This is a genomic window from Spirosoma terrae (genome assembly GCF_010435915.1).
Taxonomy (GTDB): domain Bacteria; phylum Bacteroidota; class Bacteroidia; order Cytophagales; family Spirosomataceae; genus Spirosoma; species Spirosoma terrae.
On the sequence record NZ_JAAFZH010000015.1, the window covers coordinates 175,801 to 192,945 of the forward strand.

Consider the following 17,145-nt stretch of genomic DNA (forward strand, 5'->3'; position numbering starts at 1 on the left):
AAGCCAGCGATTATAAAGTCGCTGGCTTTTTCATTCCCGCCTGTCAATAGATTAATTTTTGACTCGCACGGGCAAATCCTCTAACTGCGCATAGCTCAGTTTCCAGTTACCATCGTCGCCTTTTTTCCAGAGCAGGATAAAATTACCTTCTCCGTAACCGCGTGGCAGGTCGGGGCCAGCCGGCAATACGTCGACAGAGAAAGTTCCAGCTTCGTAGGCCGTTTTACTGTCGGTACTTGAACTCACTACGTTGGTTTTGAGATCAGCCAAACCGGGCAGCGTTTCCTGAACCCATTTTTTCGACACTTCCGATTTGCCGGAGAAATGCGTACTTCCTTGCAGAAAATGTACGTCATCGGCCAGGAAGCTGATTATTTTGTCCGAATTTTTGGTGTTCCAGGCATCGATAAACTGGCGATTCAAATCCTGAACCACCGACTCATTATTTTTAGACGAGCAAGCCGTTAGAAGGCTGGCGGTGATTAAAACTCCAATAAGCGTTTTCATGACGTTTACGTTTTATGACATACTTTACCCAGGTTATGTCGCCTGTCAGTGTGTAAACAGACGAAACATAATCTGAGTGAAGTCTGAATTGTTACGTGTTTAGATTACCAGCTTTTCCGACGATATTCGGAATCACTGTAGGCAGTTGATTGATCGCCAAAAGAATCGTTTGGCAGAAAACCTTCCCGTAGAATATAGGAACCCGGAGCAGTTCTGGGATTGTATAACGCTGCCGTTTGAGCGGCTGGGGATACTTTTGCTACGGCGGCACTGGTGGTTGTTCGTGCTGGTGCTACGTATGGCTCCAGATCGTTATTCGATGCTACTCGGGTAGCAGCCTGACGTTCGGCTTCGGCGCGGGCCATTGCTGCGCGTTCGGCAGCAGCACGGGCAGCAGCTTCTTTTTTGCGTTTGTTATCAACATGCTTGCCAATGGCATAGCCTGCAGCGCCACCAGCAACACCGCCGATAACACCACCAACAACCCGATTCCGTTTGTTGATGATAGCCCCCGCAGCGCCACCAACGCCAGCCCCAATGGCCGTTCCTTTTGCCTGTGGGCTCCAGCGTTTTTTAGTCTTCTGCTGCTGTCCAATGGCATAGCCTGCACCACCCCCTAAGACACCACCCACAACAGCGCCAACCGCTGGGTTACGTTTATTTATAGCTGCACCCGCTACAGCACCTGCTCCAGCCCCAACAACAGCACCCGTTGTTTGTGGTCCCCAGCTCATCTGCGCCTTTGTTTGACCGGTATTTACTAAAGCAATAGTCAGGGCAATCAGTGTAATCTTCTTATGAATCGTTTTCATAGCCGTGGATTTTAAGTAAGTCGTTAACGAGATTGTGTTAAAAATGTCTGTTTATCTCGTCAATTACCTTTCTACTCTAAGATGATTATAGACTTAATTGGTTTAATCAACGGCTTATCCCATCAGATTGTTGCGTCATAAAAACTGTCCTGATCTGTACAGAGTATGTCCACAATCGGACAGAAAATAGACGTTCATATAGTCAAAAAGTGGATTTCTGCTCATTTTAAAGCCTTTTTTCTAATTGGCAAACCATTTGCTCTAAGGCAGTAAACCGGTTCAATTAAATTTTTCTTAACCTGACTAACTAGTATGTATCGTATTAACCAATTGGTACTACCGCTTAGCCCTTCGCTTACCCACTGATCGCTTTCGATTAGCTACCAGGGAAGATAAGCTGTGCGAGCAAGTGCCGTCTCCGCTCAATCAGTAAACCCAACATTATCTATGAAATCCCTGAAGATGCTTTCTCTCCTCTGGCTAGTTATTACGACGATCATGCTGTCTGCAGCTTTGCCGTGCCAGGCCCAGACTAACTCAGATTATTTTACTGTCGATTCTGTTCGAAACGACTCTACCGGTGCTTACTGGAAACTGCGAACCGATTACCAGACGCGCTCTACCAGTATCCGCTTTTTCAATGCGCAGCACCAGCTACTGTATGAAGAGAAATTACCAGGTCGCTACATTAAACTGACGAAACGGACTACCCGGCTTCTTAATGAGCTATTGACTGGCCTTACCAACCGAAATTTGCTGGATACTCATGTAGATTCATACGATCTCGTGGCGAGTAATCAGCCGCAGCATAGGCACACCATAAACCGAACCGGGCACGACAAACCCAATGAGCCCACGTCTAATTCGCTGAATGGGTCATCCTTTTCGGCCAACTCCATTGTGACAGACCAGGGCAAAATGGTCGTTTACTGCACAAACCCTGACAATACGCCTATATACGTATCGTTAACGGATCAGGATCAGAAGATTGATTATTATAAAGAGCGCGTAAAAGCCATCGATTATACACGGTATTTCGACGTTAATCAGTTGCCAGTCGGGTCATACAGGCTCCAGATTAAGCATCAAAAACAGATTGTTTCGTTTGCGCTGGCTGTCAAAGCAAAAGGTAGCCTGTATGATTTAACGGAGCTAAAACCCCAACCCTGACTGGCGGTTATTTTTTCCCGCTACGTTTAATGGGTCGCCCGTATTTGAGTCGTTTTTCCGCTGCGTGATCCCGACGCACATTGACTTTTTTATTCTTATCGGTTTTATCGTGAAAAGCACCACCCCCGGCCTCCGGCCGGGCTGGTGTTAAATCAATTGACTTCATCCGAATCTGCGGCATTTCATCGTCGGTCAATTCGTCTGAAATAACCAGCTTTTCGGGGAGCGGTAAAACGGGAATCGTATAATTCATTAACGCTTCAATAAGCGCAAGCTGCTCCTGTTCGGCTTCCCTAATGAACGAAATAGCAATTCCTTTTTTGTCGGCCCGGCCAGTTCGGCCAATCCGATGAATGTAACTTTCCGGTTCTTCGGGCAAATCGAAATTGATAACATGCGATACGTCTGCTACGTCGATACCCCGTGCAATAATATCCGTGGCAATCAAAACACGATACGTACCGTCCTGAAACTGTTGAACGGAGTTGAAGCGGTAATTCTGCGATTTGTTGGAATGGATCACGCCAATTTTACCGGGGCAATCTGATTCGAGCAGTTCGAACAACTCGTCGGCCAGTTGCTTCGTAGCAGCAAAAACCAGCACCCGGGTCATAGCCATATCATGCCCCAGGAGGAAATTCAATAAATTAATCTTCGTATTGAAATTAGGAACGTGATATACGCCCTGCTCAATATTCTCCAGCGGAGTTCCGGCCGGAGCGGCTTCGACACGAACGGGGTTGGCAAAATACGTATCGATCAACTGTTCTACATCGTCAGTCAACGTAGCAGAAAACAACAGATTCTGCCGTCGGGGGGGCAGCAGGTCAAGAATTACGCTTAGCTGCGCTCGAAAACCCAGGTTCAGCATTTCATCGACTTCATCAATAACCAGTTTCTTCAACGCTTTAGTTTTCAGGGCACCACTCGACAAAAAATCGACAAGCCGGCCGGGTGTCGCCACCAGTACGTCGGCCCCCTGCTGTATTTCAGCGAGCTGCGTTTTCAAATTAACACCCCCATATACCCCCACCACCATCAGGTTCATGTAGGTAGTCAGTTGTTTCACCGACTCAACGACCTGTGCAACCAATTCACGTGTAGGAACCAGAATAATAATTTGCGGATGGTGCTCCTTCGAAAACTGATACTGGCGCAGACAGGGCAACAGATAAGCAAAGGTTTTTCCCGTCCCTGTTTGCGCAATACCACACACGTCCTGGCCCGACATGACAACCGAAAAAACTTTCTGCTGAATGGTAGTGGGTGTGGTGTAGCCCAGATCGTTCAGGGCGTTGAGAAGGGGCTTATTTAGATTCAGCTCATCAAAAGTCATAGTCGTAACGTGCTTACCAGATTGCGAAGGTAGATGGAATTGGCGAACCCCATCTTTTTAATTCATCAAACAACGTACTGAACACGCATCCAGTTCTCCCAAACGAATAGAATAGATCATCGCTGGTCTTATTAGCATGAAACTCATCACCCAACGTTCTAAACCGCACGAATGGCCAGGCTCTTTTTCACGTTTTTTCTACTCGCTTCCTCGCCTGTTGTATTGGCTCAGGCCAGAATTGACAGTCTGTTACCCACCCGAGGCTTTTGTATTGCGGCCCCCAAACCACATCAACTCGATACGTTCCTCAAATTCATTAACGAAGAGCTGGCCCCCCGGCAGGTCAATACGTTGATCCTCCGGATCGATTTCAACTACCAGTTTGATAGCCATCCTGAACTTCGCGATAGCGCGTCGCTCTCGAAGCGGGACGTCAAAAAGCTGGTCAAGGTTTGTCAGAAGAATCGTATCCTGCTAATTCCCCAGATCAATCTGCTGGGGCACCAATCCTGGGCCAGTACCACGCACAACCTGCTACGTATCTACCCACAATTCGATGAAACTCCGCACGTAAAAATGCCAGAAAAATACAGCTGGCCGAACCCCGACGGTCTCTATTGCAAAAGCTATTGCCCATTACATCCTGACGTGCATCAGGTCGTTTTTGCGCTTGTCGATGAAATTTGCGATGTTTTTGAAGCCGAGGCTTTTCATGCTGGCATGGATGAGGTATTTTACATCGGCGACGACAAATGTCCGCGTTGTTCCGGTCGGGACAAATCCGAACTATTCGCGGGCGAAGTTGCTGAAATCCGCCATCATCTGGCCCAGAAAAACCGTAAACTCTGGATTTGGGGCGACCGACTTATTGATGGTAAAACGACGGGCATTGGCATGTGGGAAGGCAGTTTCAACAATACCCATCGCGCCATTGACCTGATCCCAAAAGACGTAACGATCTGTGACTGGCATTACGAACGCCCCGACCAAACAGCCGTTTATTTTGCCATGAAAGGTCTGAACGTCATTACCTGTCCCTGGCGCAAGCCCGGCTTTGCCGTTACGCAAACCCAGGATATGGTCAAATTCCGACAATCGGCTACTCCGGTCATGAAAGAACGATTTCAGGGTATGATGCAAACGGTGTGGTCTGGGGCGGGTGCCTTCCTGGACGAGTTTTACGGCGTAAAAGTCAATCCCGAAGCGGGCGAAAACACGCAGGCTAATTGCTTCAGAGCCTTATACGGCGAAATAAAACGGTTAACCGACGAGAATTGACCTAAACAAGCATACTAGACGAATCACTAGCTCAACCTGCCAGTCAACATGGTATCCTCTCCCTCTTTACGCACCCCGTCGACTCAATTGGCAAAACGGGTCTTTTCCATCGACGTTTTCCGAGCTATCACCATGCTCACCATGATTTTTGTCAATGATCTGTGGTCATTAACGGGCGTTCCTGTCTGGCTGGAGCACGCACGTGCGGATCAGGATTTTTTAGGATTCTCTGACACGGTCTTTCCCTGTTTCCTGTTTATTGTCGGCATGTCGATCCCGTTCGCCATTCAGCAACGACTCGCTAAAGGCGATTCCTACGTCGAAATCATCAGGCATATTTTAATTCGGTCCGTAGCCCTGCTTATTATGGGCATTTTTACGGTTAACGTACCGGATTTAAACGAGAAAGCATCGGGTATCAGCAGTCAATGGTTTCAGATTCTGATGGTCATTGGGTTCTTTCTAATCTGGAATCAATACCCGAAACGGGAAGGTTCTCTAAAAAGCCTTTTTCTGGGTCTACAGCTGATAGGTGTAGCTTTGCTTGTCTTTCTGGCAGTTCGTTTTAAAGGAGGTGCCGACGGCCGGTTAACGAGTATGGCTCCGCAGTGGTGGGGGATTCTGGGACTGATTGGGTGGACGTATCTAACCTGTGCCATTCTTTATCTGTTGCTACGTAACAAACCTGTCCTGCTCGTTGCTTCATGGCTACTTTTTAACCTACTAACCATTGCCGGACATGCAGGCTGGCTACATCAGCTATGGCCGGGTGGTCCTCAAGACTGGATACTGGGCAATGGGGCTTTTAGCTCATTTACGTTTGCGGGTATTCTCGCTACGCTTCTACTCACGAGCTGGCAGCAAAAAGGTAATGTTCAGCAGATTCCGCTAGTATTTACCGGTATTGGCATACTCTTTCTAGTAGCCGGATTTATCTCCCGAAACTTCTTTATCATCTCTAAAATTCAGGCAACCTCAACCTGGGTTTTCCTTTGTTGCGGCATTGCCTTTATTACGTATGCCGCCATCTACTGGCTGGTCGATTTAAACGGCAAAGTCAATTGGTTCGATCTGATCAAACCAGCCGGAACTAGTACGTTGACCTGCTACCTGATACCGTATCTGTACTATAGCCTCACCGATCTGTCGGGCGTTTCGCTGCCAGACTCGCTAAAAATTGGGGGCATTGGGCTGGTCAAATCACTACTGTTTGCTTTTCTGGTTATTGCTATCACAGCCGCGCTTGGCAAGCTCCGAATTAAGCTCAAATTGTAGATAAAATTAGATTGCCTATTGAATAAAGAGGAGCATGGCGAGTCAGAATCGTCATTGATTTCTCTATCAGGTAGCAAAACAAAGTCCAATGAACTTGTGTAGATAAAAAGGGTCATGTTCCTTCCACCAATCCGTAAATTGTTTTAGATACTATGTCAAAACTAGCCCAAATCCTACTAGGCACGTGGTTTATCTGCAGTACTAACTTTCCCATGTGGCTGAAAGGAAACAAGACCAGTCCGACGTTCACCTACACCACTACGACCAAAAACTCTGCCGATTCGGTGCTACTCGATGAAGTCAAATACGTTAAAAAAGGAGAAACTAAAACCATAACCGGTTACGATTATCCCAACCCCAACGATTCATCCGCTTTCGTCTGGCGCGGCAAAGGACTTCTTCGACTAGCCAAAAGCAAATGGAAAGTCGCCCTGAAAGATCCAGATGGGCAATGGGCGGTAATCTGGTTTTCGAAAACACTGTTTACGCCCGAAGGTGTCGACATTATTAGTCGTGATCGGCAAATTCCGCAAAAAACACTCAATCACATCAAATCCTTGATGGCCGACGATCCACTACTGGCCAAACATCTGATTGATATGCAGGAATTGCCGAATAAGTAAGCACTATTTTATATCCCGATTTCCCCGAAGAGCTATATCGTTATCCTGCTTTTTGCGTATTATTACCCTTGTCTCAACTTGTAGTCAAACTAGTCTGCTAATCCTTATTTTTTCGCAATAAAAAAGAGGTTTTGTTCTAAACTACTACGTAATAGCAAAGGCTGAAGCTGTAACTGGTTCTTATTTTGCAATTGCTACGGCATGCATTTTACCACTATTTTTAGTCAATTGATGCTATCTGGGACAACTGAAGCATTCAATATATATACACTCGATAATGGATTTTTCGCAGTACCAGAAAAGCACTACGTCCGTATGGGCCGGAGAAACGGAGCCGACAGCCAATGGGGCCGTAACCACACCAATCGTGAGAAGCGTTGCCTTTTCCTACCATGATCTGGACGAATGGCACAACGTAGCAACCGGCAAAGAAGATGGTTATATCTATAGCCGGAATTCCAATCCGACAGTGCATGTCCTCGAAGAAAAAATTCGCATTCTGGAAGGTGCCGAAGCTGCTACGTCGTTTGCTACGGGTATGGGGGCTATCAGCAATACGTTGTTTGCTTTACTGGCACCTGGTAAACGAGTTGTTTCGCTGAAAGACACATACGGCGGATCCAGCCGGATATTCCTTGATTTTCTCCCGCGTTATCAGGTACAGGTTACCCTTTGCGATACCACCGATTTTGCGGAACTGGAAGCGGAAATTGCCAAAGGATGCGACGTACTATACCTGGAAACGCCTACCAATCCAACCCTAAAAGTTGTCGATATTCCCCGGCTGGTTGCTGCTGCTCAGAAAGTAGGCGCTGTTACGGTCGTCGATAATACGTTTGCTACCCCAATCAATCAGAATCCACTGGCATTAGGTGCTGATTTAGTTTTACATAGCGCCACCAAATTCCTGGGCGGGCACTCCGATGCGATGGGCGGGCTACTGTGTGGCCGGAAAGATCTGGTGGAAAAAGTGTTTCAGTTTCGGGAAATAAACGGTGCCAGTTTGCAGGCCGACCCGGCTTACCTGATTGCTCGCGGCATGAAAACGCTGGAACTACGTATTGAACGGCAAAATGCGTCGGCGCTCACCATTGCCCGTCACCTGAAAGCACACCCTAAAGTCAGTGATGTGTTCTACCCCGGCCTGGAAACGCATCCCGGCCACGACATTGCGAAAGCGCAGATGTCGGGGTTTGGCGGTATTTTAAGTTTCTCGCTGGTTGGCGGTTACGAGAACGTAACGAAGTTTTTACCCAAACTCAAATTCGTCCATCTGGCAGCTAGTCTGGGTTCGGTCAGTACGCTGGCAGGTCCACCCCGAACGACCAGCCATGTCGAACTAACCGAAGCCCAACGGAAACAATTAGGAATTCCCGAAAGTCTGATCCGGTATTCGGTTGGTATCGAAAACGTAGATGATCTGATCCGTGATCTGGACGAAGCCCTGGCTTTACTGTAATTTTTATTATCCAGATACATCCCCTACTCCATAAGTCCATTCCCCAAGGCAACGATTGGTAATCCATTAACCGGCGTTGCCCTTATATTTTCTACCATCGCTAGCCCTGTTACAGAAACAAGAGGCTATGCGATGGTATTGAGATAAATGCCCCTCAAAACAGCCAGCCTCTCCATACAATCGTTAATTGATTGACGATAAGGCGCATCTATCAAAAAAACCGCTGAGTCATTACGGTTTCCCACGTAAGACCCAGTACAATTTACTCCTTCTCTCTTAAGTACCCGCTCACCAGCGACGGGCAAAGGTAACCTTGTAGGCAAAGAAATATTCTGGCTACCCAAACCCGGATATATAGTCAGCTGGCAATCGCCATATCAAATTGCTGATTCATAACTGGACGAAAACTAGTCTGCATCAGGTTTGATAGCCCTCTAGCATCCAATTAATTATTTCAAACAGCAATCCAACAGGAAGGATGCTGATTGTTCCGTATCGCCTATCAATTACTCTACCTAACCAAAGAGCAATCTATGATAAATCTAATTTTTCCGAGTCACAGATGACTACTAATAGAATATTTTTTCAAAAAAAATACCACTTACCTATAACTCCACTTTCTTATATGTTAGAATTTGACAAAAATCATATATTTGAAGAAAATAATCATTTATCATCTATTGACTAGCTGTTAGAATATAGTATGGTAGTGTTTACTAAAACTTTCTGTTCAACTTACTCAAATGAAAAAACTTCTATTTCTCTTTCTGTTGTATTTTCCGCTGCATACCTATGCTCAAATGGCGAATTGCATCAACCATGAATCGTATACCCTTGTTTACCAATCCAATGATGGGGCAGGAAACTGTACTTTTTCATTCACCCCCACTATAACAGTACGCCAGCCATCTAGACTGATCGCCTATACATTTACGAGTGGGGCCACATCCGTTTCGGTCTGTTATTCCGGAAATCCAATAGCTCTTGTAAACTGTAGTGGACCCTTTACTTCTCTTCCAGTCAATACGACATTAGCGGTAACATTACCAGCGGCAACCGTGGATATACCCTGCTCTAACGTAACCATTTCCCTGCGAGGGTCTAATGCCGCGAATGGTGCAGCAACATGCAGACTTCAACAGGTTTATAATGGCCCTCTCCCGGTTAGCCTCTTGTCTTTCTACGGTAGCTCCAACCCAGCCGGTGTTGTATTGAACTGGGCCACGGAGTGGGAAAAAGACAATGAAAGTTTTTCGGTACAGAAGAGCCTCAATGCCAAATCATTTGAAAGCATTGGCAACGTAAAAGGGAAACAAACCACCAATCAGGTATCCAGCTACGAATTTATCGATACCGACGTTGTTCCTGATCAGGTGTATTACTACCGACTTAAGCAGAACGATGTAAACGGTCACGAAGACTATTCACGTATCATCTCGGTTCGGCACCAGCCAGGCCAGGAAGCTCTTCCCAAAATATTTCCAAACAGCAACGTTGGCGGTAGTTTCTCACTGTCAGCACCGAATGCCGAGTCGGCGGTGTTGAAGCTCTACAATCAGGCAGGCATTGAAATCCCCATCATAGTCAACAAAACCGGCGATGTTAATCTGGTGTCGGTGGCCGCCAAAGCGCATATCCCAACTGGTATCTATATCCTGAAAATATTTGACGCAAAAGGGAGCGAGCAAAACGCCCTGAAAGTACTGGTGCAGTAAGCAGCAGTCACCTCCACTACGTTATTACATTCGTTAAAAGTCTATTTACATGAAAAACAAAGCTCGCAGTACCTCGCCTTTTCTTCTCAAAAAGCAATACAAAACGCCTTCATTTAAATTATTAGGCAGTGTCAAAAAACTAACGTTAAAAGTTGGATCAGGTGGAGATGGTTTTGGCACATTTACTTCCTAAATGGATCATTTTCCTTTGAGTCTGTACCACTGAAACGAAAAACATAGTGTCAATCGCTATCTACATTATTGCCTTTACCATCGTTTAAAATAAAAGCCAATGCAACACAAAACGCTCAAAACCTCTATCCCCCCTCGTAAAAGGCAGTAATGTTAGGCAGCGTCAAAAAACTGACCTTACAAGGTAAGAGTGGGTCAGGATCAGATATCGTACAGCCAACCACAGATGGTGTATATGATGGCTAGTTTTCTTTTTTGAAATAAAGTTGTTTTAGCTTTTCCGACCTTACAAAAGCAATCGTGTACTCTCTGGCATACTGTAGAAGGTACTGCTAAGCACACTTTTTAGCTTTTAAACACCGGTCCCGAATAAATAAAGCCGTTCAGTTTATAAACTGAACGGCTTTATTTATTCGGGAAACTCATAAAAAAGAGAGAATTCAGGACTAATCGTCGTAGCATAGCTCTTACCAACCAGCAACTCTCTATCTTTGGTAAACGCTCTCTAGTTCGTCTATCTCTTATCTTCTAACAATGACTGTACCGTTGACAAAATTTCTATCAACACTAACCTTTCTTTTTCTGCTGGCCAACGCGCCAACTATGGCGCAACCCAATACCGCGCCCAAAAAACCCACAGACGTAGCAACGCAACGGCTCTACGACGAGTTGGAGCGTATTTCATCACTGGCCAAAGGGAAAGTTGGGATTTGTGCCCTACACCTGGAGTCCGGCAAACAAATTGGTCTCAATCTTCAGGAGCGATTTCCGATGGCGAGTACCGTTAAAGTAGCTATTGCGGTTCAACTGTTTACACTGATTGAGAAAGGGCAGCTTTCGCTGACAACCATGACTGAGCTGCAACCCTCCGACCTGCATCCTGGTAGTGGCACCCTGGAGACTCTATTTGCCAAACCGGGCGTTCAGCTGTCGGTTCAGAATCTGCTTGAGTTGATGATGGTGATCAGTGATAATTCGGCAACCGATATTCTACTACGTCTGGTTGGCGGTACGGATGCCGTTCAGAAGCGAGTAAAAGCACTCGGTATTAACGGAATGTCGGTCGACCGGACGATCATTCAATTGATCGCCGATCTGGAGGGCGTTACGTTACCCCCGCCCAACCAGTGGACACTCGGATTCTTCGCTAAACTCGACAGTGCCACCACGCCGGAAATGAAACGGGCAGCTGCTATCAAAATAAAAAACGATCCCCGCGATACGTCGACCCCCGAAGCGATGGTCGATCTGCTGACCCAGATTTATCAGGCAAAAGCGATCAGTCCCGACAGTCGGGCGTTGTTACTGGGCGTTATGGAGCGTTGCCGGGGAGGACAGGCTCGTTTGAAAGGTTTTCTGCCCCCATCAACAGTAGTGGCTCATAAAACGGGTTCGTTGTATGGCAGCGCCACCGACGATGTGGGTATTATTACGTTACCGGGTGATGCTGGCCATATTGCTATCGCCGTATTTGTGGGCGACTCTCCGCAACCATTAGCCGAACGTGAACAAACAATTGCCCACGCAGCCCGCGCTATCTATGATTATTTTCTGTATCAGCCCGCGCTGACAACTACGTCTTCCCGGTAACCTTACCACTATTTCCACAGAGAATGTACGCCGGAGCGCAACCTTCCTTGTGTTGGTTTTAAGAAACTAACCTAAGGAAGGTTGCGCTCCGGCGTAATAAGCACTACGGCTCTCTTTCACTTTTTTTCTCTTTTTTTCTTCTCATCTGTAATGTTTCTGTGTCAAAGTCGTCTTTGTCATTGAAATGGACTTACAAGCTTTCAAACAACATATCCTGCCTGTTCAGGGACGCCTTTTTCGGCTGGCTCAGTTCTTTCTGCGCAACCGCGAAGAAGCAGAAGACGCTATGCAGGATGTGTTATTGAGGCTCTGGACCAATCGGCAGCAGTTAGACACTTACCATAGTGTAGAGGCTCTGGCCGTTCAGATGACCAAAAACCTGTGTCTCGACAGGCTAAAGTCTCCGGCCCGCCAGAAAATGGCCGACGATTCCGGTCTGGTTACCGCTCAGGACGAAGGGGTTTCGCCCTATCGGCAAACCGAGCTAACCGACAGTATTGGTTTAATCAGGCGCCTGATTAACGAACTACCGGAACAGCAAAAGTTCATTCTCCATCTTCGTGATGTTGAGGAGTATTCGTTCGAAGAAATCGAAGCAATAACCGGTCTCAGCATTAACAACATACGAGTGATTTTGTCGCGGGCACGTCAGCGCCTTCGGGAGAGTTACGTAAAGACGAACAACTATGAAGCAGGACATTGAGAAGTTGCTGGAAAAATACTACGAAGGCGAAACAACACTGGCCGAAGAAAAGCTGTTACGTCAGTTCTTCCAGCAGGAGGACGTACCAGTCCATTTACAGAGCCATGCCGGTCCGTTTCGGTATTTTGCTGAAGCCCGGGATCAGCATCCTTCGGCGGTATTTAATAACCGATTAGTTGCCAAGCTGAATGCCCTGGAACCAACCCCGATCCGGCGTTTAACATCGTGGGCGATACGTATTGCCGCAGGTGTAGCATTACTACTAGTTGGCTTTGGTGGCGGTCGTTTGTACGATCAATGGCGAGCCAGCCGCCATACGTCCGAAGCGGTGGCAGACAATGAGAACGTAGCATCGGCCCAGACTATCAAAAAAGTGCTGGCCTTTGAACCGACACAGCAGACTTCAGCCAGCGAACGAATACAAGCCGTTCAGCAAAGCTATGAGCTTACTCAGGTCGATCAGGACATTACGCAATTGTTGATCAACACCCTGAATTTTGATGCTAATGTCAACGTACGATTGGCGGCCTGTCAGGCACTGGCCCGATTCGAAAACGAAACCGGTGTTCGGGAAGCACTGATCCAGTCGCTAACCATTCAATCGGACCCGAATGTTCAGCTGGCGCTCATCGATATTCTGGTAGCAATCAAAGAAAAACGAGCCGCAAACGAAATCCGGCGACTGGCTCAAAATCAGGAAGCACTGGACGTAGTACGTCTGAAGGCCGAAGAAGGACTTACGCAACTAATCGGCAATCAAAAATCACCCTCCTAACTATAGTCATTTTTTAATTCATTTATCATCCATGAAAACGCTTATTCTACTGGGCATCAGCGCCCTGTGGTGCATCACTAATGCCCAGGCTCAGGAGTACAAAACCAAACTGACAAACGCTAAAGATCGTAAAGTCACGATAGAAATGGCGGCTGCTTCGCTCAAGATTGAAGGCCACAATAGCGACGAAGTTATTATTCAGGCCACATCAGGTTTTGAGGCTCCACCGGAACGGGCAAAAGGCTTAAAACCAATTTACTACAACGCTGTCGACAATTCGGGCATCGGGCTATCTGTAACGACCGAAAACAACGGTTTGAAAATCGAGAAAGCCACCCGAAAAGAGGTTAAGTACATACTCAAACTCCCGAAAAAAGTGGGCGTGCTGTTTCAACAAATCAACTGGCAGGGTTCCACTATTACCATCAGTAATATGGACGGCGATCTGGAAATCAAAACCAATAATGCCGATATCGATCTCAATAATGTAACAGGCCCCGTGGTGGCCAACACGACTAACGGCGAAATCAAGATCGTTTATTCGAGCCTGAGCCAGGAAAAACCAACGGCCATTTCGACAATCAGCGGCCCGATTGATATTACGTTACCAGCATCGACGAAAGCCAACCTGCAACTCCAGTCGATCTCAGGCGAGATGTACACCGACTTCGATCTGGGCATGAAAAACAGTAAAGATGGGATGTCGCGCGTGGGTGGTGGCCATAAAATTGAAGGATCAACCAATGGTGGTGGCGTTGAGATGCAGCTCAAAACCATCAACAGCAACATCTACATCCGTAAGCAGAAATAACCCTTTCCTCCTCACTACCATGAAAAAGCTCTTATGTCTGTGTACCCTGGCTTTCATCAGCCTTACTACGTTTGGTCAGAAAATTATTGAGAAATCATTGCCCGTCAGTGCGTCCCAACTGGTGAATCTGAATCTAAAATTCGCTGACAGTATTCAGGTACGCTATTGGGATAAGCCCGATCTGTCGGTACGGATCACCGTTTCGATCAATGACAACAAGCTGAATGATGCACTGCTGGTAACGACAGGATCTACCACCGAGGAAGTTCAGGTTGGTATCGATTTCGACAAAGAGCTACTGAAAGAAGGAAAAGCCGAGGATTGTCCGGGCAGTAAATCGACCTGGCGCACGGAACGGAACGGGCAGAGTTATTACGTCTGCAGCAAAATCAACTATCAGGTATTCCTGCCCCGCCAAGCCAGGCTGAAGCTTGAGACCATCAACGGCAACATCACTATTCAGGGCGCTACGGGTGCTGTCTTTGCCAAAACCATCAGCGGTTATGTAGACATGAGCTGGCCTAAATCGCAAGGAGCCAACGTGGCTATGAAAACCATTACCGGCGAGGTCTACTCGGATATGGATATTGCTTTTAAGAACAAGAAGCAAAAAGATCCTATTGTTGGCTACCTCCTGGAAGGAACGTTGAACGGTGGAGGACCTAACGTCCGCCTGGAATCGATCAGCAACGATATCTATCTCCGCAAAAAGGATTAATTTTTACTGATTCACGTATGACGATCGTCAGCCGCTTGATGGATTTTCACAAGAAATCTGTCGACGGCTGACGATCATTTTTATTGTGTAATCGGTAGCCAATCTGCGTAATAGAAAACGGTTTTGCTATGTACCGACCACACAGAACAAAACCAAAAACCTAGCTATCAGACAGATACACCGAAAACCAATGAATAACGACCCTAAACCAATCAATATGACAGTCTAGTCATAAGTGTACTTTCCTAAAAAAAGCCGGATTTTAAAGATATACTTTTCTCGCTTGCATCCGTTGTACATGAAATGCGATTTTCTATGCGTCTCATTTACATAATCGGGCTATTTACGCTTTGCTTAACGGCCTTTTTAAAACCAACTACTAGTCAGGCTACGCACGTACGCGCTGGTGAAATCACTACTCGGCGGCTTCCCGGCACTGCATCAACGTACTTGATTACGCTGACGGCATACTATGACGAACAACGGGGACGGGATGCGGCCAACGCGGCTACAGAAGTCCCTTTTTGTTTTGGCGATGGTACCAGTCAGTCCGTACCACGGGCACGTCGTGTTTACATTAATGGAAACACATCTTCCGTTAACTCCTACACCGTCATTCATACGTATCCAGGTCCTGGAACGTATACCATTGGCGCAACGATCGTCAACCGAAATGAAGGGACAATTAACCTACCGCCACCAGGTAGTTCCTCCAATATTTCCTTTTACGTAGCGACAACGATTCTGATCAACTCAGCGTTGCAGGTAAATTCAACGCCCGTTATGCTGAATCCACCGCTTGATTCAGCCCGCGTTGGACAGAAATTTTGTCATAACCCCGCTGCCTTTGATGCCGATGGCGATAGTCTGGCTTATCGACTCAGTACACCCAGGCAGGGAAGTTCAGGAAACTGCCGAAGCCAGGTTATTCCTGTTTATCAGGACCCGACGCGGTATAGTGTAAGCCGGGAAGATGGCAGCTCTCCGGCTACCTTTACGATTGACCCGGTTACGGGCGATCTGTGCTGGGACGCGCCCGGTCAGGTTGGCCAGTTTAACTTCGCCTTTATTGTTGAAGAGTGGCGGAATGGCGTATTGATTGGGGAAATAACCCGCGATATGCAGATTATTGTGGTTGACCAGCCTAATAAACGACCACTCATTGCCGGGGCTGAATTGTGCGTAGAAGCCGGTACGTTAATTAATCAGGCCATCCAGGCAACCGATCCCGATGGACAGCGAGTGATTATTACAGCCTACGGTGGACCATTTAATATAAACAGCGACGGAAACCCCCTCCCCGCTGATCTACAAATTGCGCCCGAATTTGCCCGGCTCATCAACGGGGGTGTAGCCTTACCTCAACCAGCCACGGCTACGTTCTCCTGGCAAACCAATTGTAATCATGTGCGAGCCGCCCCCTACGACATTACACTTAAGGTTAGCGACGTAACAGGAAGCCGCGCAGTTCCCTCGCTGGTTTCTTTTGCTACCCTCCGGATTCGAGTGTATGCGCCTTCGGTAAAGAACGTAACTGCACGACCCACGGCCACCGCCAGCGGGCGAGCCATTCAGCTAAACTGGAATCCTTATACTTGCGGACGTATCGCTAATTCGGGAGGACTCAGCGATACAACGGAGTTGATCATCTACCGGAAAGAAGGCTGTACACAATACAACCCACAAATCTGCGAAACGGGCTTACCGGCTTCGCTAGGCTACCAGAGAATCGGTAGTGTGCCCTATACCGCTACGTCCTACATCGATACCTCGGCCCTCCGGCGGGGCGTTAGCTACTCCTATCGGATCGTGGCCCGTAACCCCGGACTCGCCAGTAATGGAGGCTTTAGCGTAGCTTCTAATGAAGCCTGCCTCGAACTGCCTCTGCTGGCTCCCGTTATCACCCAGGTGACCGTCGATTCGACCGATACCCAACGAGGACAAATTACGGTTCGGTGGAGCAGACCCTTGGGCCTGCAACCCGGCGATCTGGGAGCACCCTACCAGTATCGGTTGCAGCGAGCAACTGGATTGACCGGCACTAATTTTACCACCATTGCCACCATCAATACCAACATCCAGCCCGGCGTGGCCGATACGCTCTACGTCGATCGGGGTAGCTCGGTGAGTGCGCTCAATACCACCGCCAATGCCTATCGCTATCAGGTGGAGTTCTACTAC

At 47.4% G+C, this 17,145-nt stretch carries 15 protein-coding genes and 1 pseudogene; 13 read left to right on the forward strand and 3 right to left on the reverse strand.

What is annotated here, in order from left to right; translation table 11 throughout:
• Nucleotides 1-51: 51 nt before the first annotated feature.
• Nucleotides 52-507 carry a YybH family protein gene (locus GK108_RS25125; protein ID WP_163954332.1) on the reverse strand — a complete coding sequence of 152 codons (456 nt, stop codon included), beginning with the start codon at nucleotides 505-507 and terminating at the stop codon, nucleotides 52-54.
• A gap of 104 nt (nucleotides 508-611) precedes the next feature.
• A complete protein-coding gene (locus tag GK108_RS25130) occupies nucleotides 612-1,319 on the reverse strand; it encodes a YMGG-like glycine zipper-containing protein (protein WP_163954333.1) in 708 nt (235 codons plus the stop codon).
• A gap of 447 nt (nucleotides 1,320-1,766) precedes the next feature.
• On the opposite strand from GK108_RS25130, the gene GK108_RS25135 reads away from it, so the two are divergent.
• Nucleotides 1,767-2,489, forward strand: coding sequence for a hypothetical protein (locus GK108_RS25135; protein ID WP_163954334.1), 723 nt, complete (start codon nucleotides 1,767-1,769; stop codon nucleotides 2,487-2,489).
• A 7-nt stretch (nucleotides 2,490-2,496) separates the two neighbouring features.
• Here the strand turns inward: GK108_RS25135 and GK108_RS25140 are convergent, their stop codons facing one another.
• Complete coding sequence (locus tag GK108_RS25140) at nucleotides 2,497-3,825, reverse strand: DEAD/DEAH box helicase (protein ID WP_163954335.1); 1,329 nt, start codon at nucleotides 3,823-3,825, stop codon at nucleotides 2,497-2,499.
• A gap of 171 nt (nucleotides 3,826-3,996) precedes the next feature.
• Here GK108_RS25140 and GK108_RS25145 point away from each other — a divergent pair, with 171 nt between their 5' ends.
• The 12 genes and pseudogenes from GK108_RS25145 to GK108_RS25195 all read left to right on the forward strand — a co-directional run.
• Entirely contained in the window at nucleotides 3,997-5,103 is a 1,107-nt protein-coding gene (locus GK108_RS25145) for a family 20 glycosylhydrolase (protein WP_163954336.1), read from the forward strand.
• A 48-nt stretch (nucleotides 5,104-5,151) separates the two neighbouring features.
• On the forward strand, nucleotides 5,152-6,378 hold the full coding sequence (locus GK108_RS25150) for a DUF5009 domain-containing protein (protein ID WP_163954337.1): 1,227 nt from the start codon (nucleotides 5,152-5,154) through the stop codon (nucleotides 6,376-6,378).
• Nucleotides 6,379-6,590: 212 nt separating this feature from the next.
• Nucleotides 6,591-7,001 (forward strand): lipocalin/fatty acid-binding family protein, encoded by a 411-nt coding sequence (locus tag GK108_RS25155; protein WP_246225165.1) that lies wholly within the window; start codon nucleotides 6,591-6,593, stop codon nucleotides 6,999-7,001.
• A 277-nt stretch (nucleotides 7,002-7,278) separates the two neighbouring features.
• A complete protein-coding gene (locus GK108_RS25160; RefSeq protein ID WP_163954339.1) occupies nucleotides 7,279-8,460 on the forward strand; it encodes a cystathionine gamma-synthase family protein in 1,182 nt (393 codons plus the stop codon).
• A 743-nt stretch (nucleotides 8,461-9,203) separates the two neighbouring features.
• Nucleotides 9,204-10,175, forward strand: coding sequence for a T9SS type A sorting domain-containing protein (locus GK108_RS25165; RefSeq protein WP_163954340.1), 972 nt, complete (start codon nucleotides 9,204-9,206; stop codon nucleotides 10,173-10,175).
• A gap of 49 nt (nucleotides 10,176-10,224) precedes the next feature.
• On the forward strand, nucleotides 10,225-10,368 hold the full coding sequence (locus tag GK108_RS31105; RefSeq protein WP_170305417.1) for a hypothetical protein: 144 nt from the start codon (nucleotides 10,225-10,227) through the stop codon (nucleotides 10,366-10,368).
• Nucleotides 10,369-10,901: 533 nt separating this feature from the next.
• A complete protein-coding gene (gene bla / locus GK108_RS25170; RefSeq protein WP_163954341.1) occupies nucleotides 10,902-11,957 on the forward strand; it encodes a class A beta-lactamase in 1,056 nt (351 codons plus the stop codon).
• 184 nt (nucleotides 11,958-12,141) lie between these two features.
• Nucleotides 12,142-12,660: an RNA polymerase sigma factor gene (locus GK108_RS25175; protein ID WP_163954342.1), complete on the forward strand. Its 519-nt coding sequence runs from the start codon at nucleotides 12,142-12,144 to the stop codon at nucleotides 12,658-12,660.
• Nucleotides 12,644-13,435: a HEAT repeat domain-containing protein gene (locus GK108_RS25180; protein ID WP_163954343.1), complete on the forward strand. Its 792-nt coding sequence runs from the start codon at nucleotides 12,644-12,646 to the stop codon at nucleotides 13,433-13,435. The genes GK108_RS25175 and GK108_RS25180 overlap by 17 nt, the downstream gene beginning before the upstream one ends.
• Before the next feature lie 31 nt (nucleotides 13,436-13,466).
• Nucleotides 13,467-14,246, forward strand: coding sequence for a DUF4097 family beta strand repeat-containing protein (locus GK108_RS25185; protein ID WP_163954344.1), 780 nt, complete (start codon nucleotides 13,467-13,469; stop codon nucleotides 14,244-14,246).
• Nucleotides 14,247-14,265: 19 nt separating this feature from the next.
• Complete coding sequence (locus GK108_RS25190) at nucleotides 14,266-14,964, forward strand: DUF4097 family beta strand repeat-containing protein (protein WP_163954345.1); 699 nt, start codon at nucleotides 14,266-14,268, stop codon at nucleotides 14,962-14,964.
• A 315-nt stretch (nucleotides 14,965-15,279) separates the two neighbouring features.
• Nucleotides 15,280-17,145 (forward strand): annotated as a pseudogene (locus GK108_RS25195) (gliding motility-associated C-terminal domain-containing protein); the annotation flags it as partial.

Bases quoted from the DNA above. Each gene is read 5' to 3' on its own strand.
- GK108_RS25175 (WP_163954342.1), top strand. From the start codon at position 12,142: ATGGACTTACAAGCTTTCAAACAACATATCCTGCCTGTTCAGGGACGC.
- GK108_RS25155 (WP_246225165.1), top strand. From the start codon at position 6,591: ATGTGGCTGAAAGGAAACAAGACCAGTCCGACGTTCACCTACACCACT.
- GK108_RS25145 (WP_163954336.1), top strand. From the start codon at position 3,997: ATGGCCAGGCTCTTTTTCACGTTTTTTCTACTCGCTTCCTCGCCTGTT.
- GK108_RS25150 (WP_163954337.1), top strand. From the start codon at position 5,152: ATGGTATCCTCTCCCTCTTTACGCACCCCGTCGACTCAATTGGCAAAA.
- GK108_RS25130 (WP_163954333.1), bottom strand. From the start codon at position 1,319: ATGAAAACGATTCATAAGAAGATTACACTGATTGCCCTGACTATTGCT.
- GK108_RS25185 (WP_163954344.1), top strand. From the start codon at position 13,467: ATGAAAACGCTTATTCTACTGGGCATCAGCGCCCTGTGGTGCATCACT.
- GK108_RS25125 (WP_163954332.1), bottom strand. From the start codon at position 507: ATGAAAACGCTTATTGGAGTTTTAATCACCGCCAGCCTTCTAACGGCT.
- GK108_RS25165 (WP_163954340.1), top strand. From the start codon at position 9,204: ATGAAAAAACTTCTATTTCTCTTTCTGTTGTATTTTCCGCTGCATACC.
- GK108_RS25190 (WP_163954345.1), top strand. From the start codon at position 14,266: ATGAAAAAGCTCTTATGTCTGTGTACCCTGGCTTTCATCAGCCTTACT.
- GK108_RS31105 (WP_170305417.1), top strand. From the start codon at position 10,225: ATGAAAAACAAAGCTCGCAGTACCTCGCCTTTTCTTCTCAAAAAGCAA.
- GK108_RS25140 (WP_163954335.1), bottom strand. From the start codon at position 3,825: ATGACTTTTGATGAGCTGAATCTAAATAAGCCCCTTCTCAACGCCCTG.
- GK108_RS25135 (WP_163954334.1), top strand. From the start codon at position 1,767: ATGAAATCCCTGAAGATGCTTTCTCTCCTCTGGCTAGTTATTACGACG.
- GK108_RS25180 (WP_163954343.1), top strand. From the start codon at position 12,644: ATGAAGCAGGACATTGAGAAGTTGCTGGAAAAATACTACGAAGGCGAA.
- GK108_RS25160 (WP_163954339.1), top strand. From the start codon at position 7,279: ATGGATTTTTCGCAGTACCAGAAAAGCACTACGTCCGTATGGGCCGGA.
- bla (WP_163954341.1), top strand. From the start codon at position 10,902: ATGACTGTACCGTTGACAAAATTTCTATCAACACTAACCTTTCTTTTT.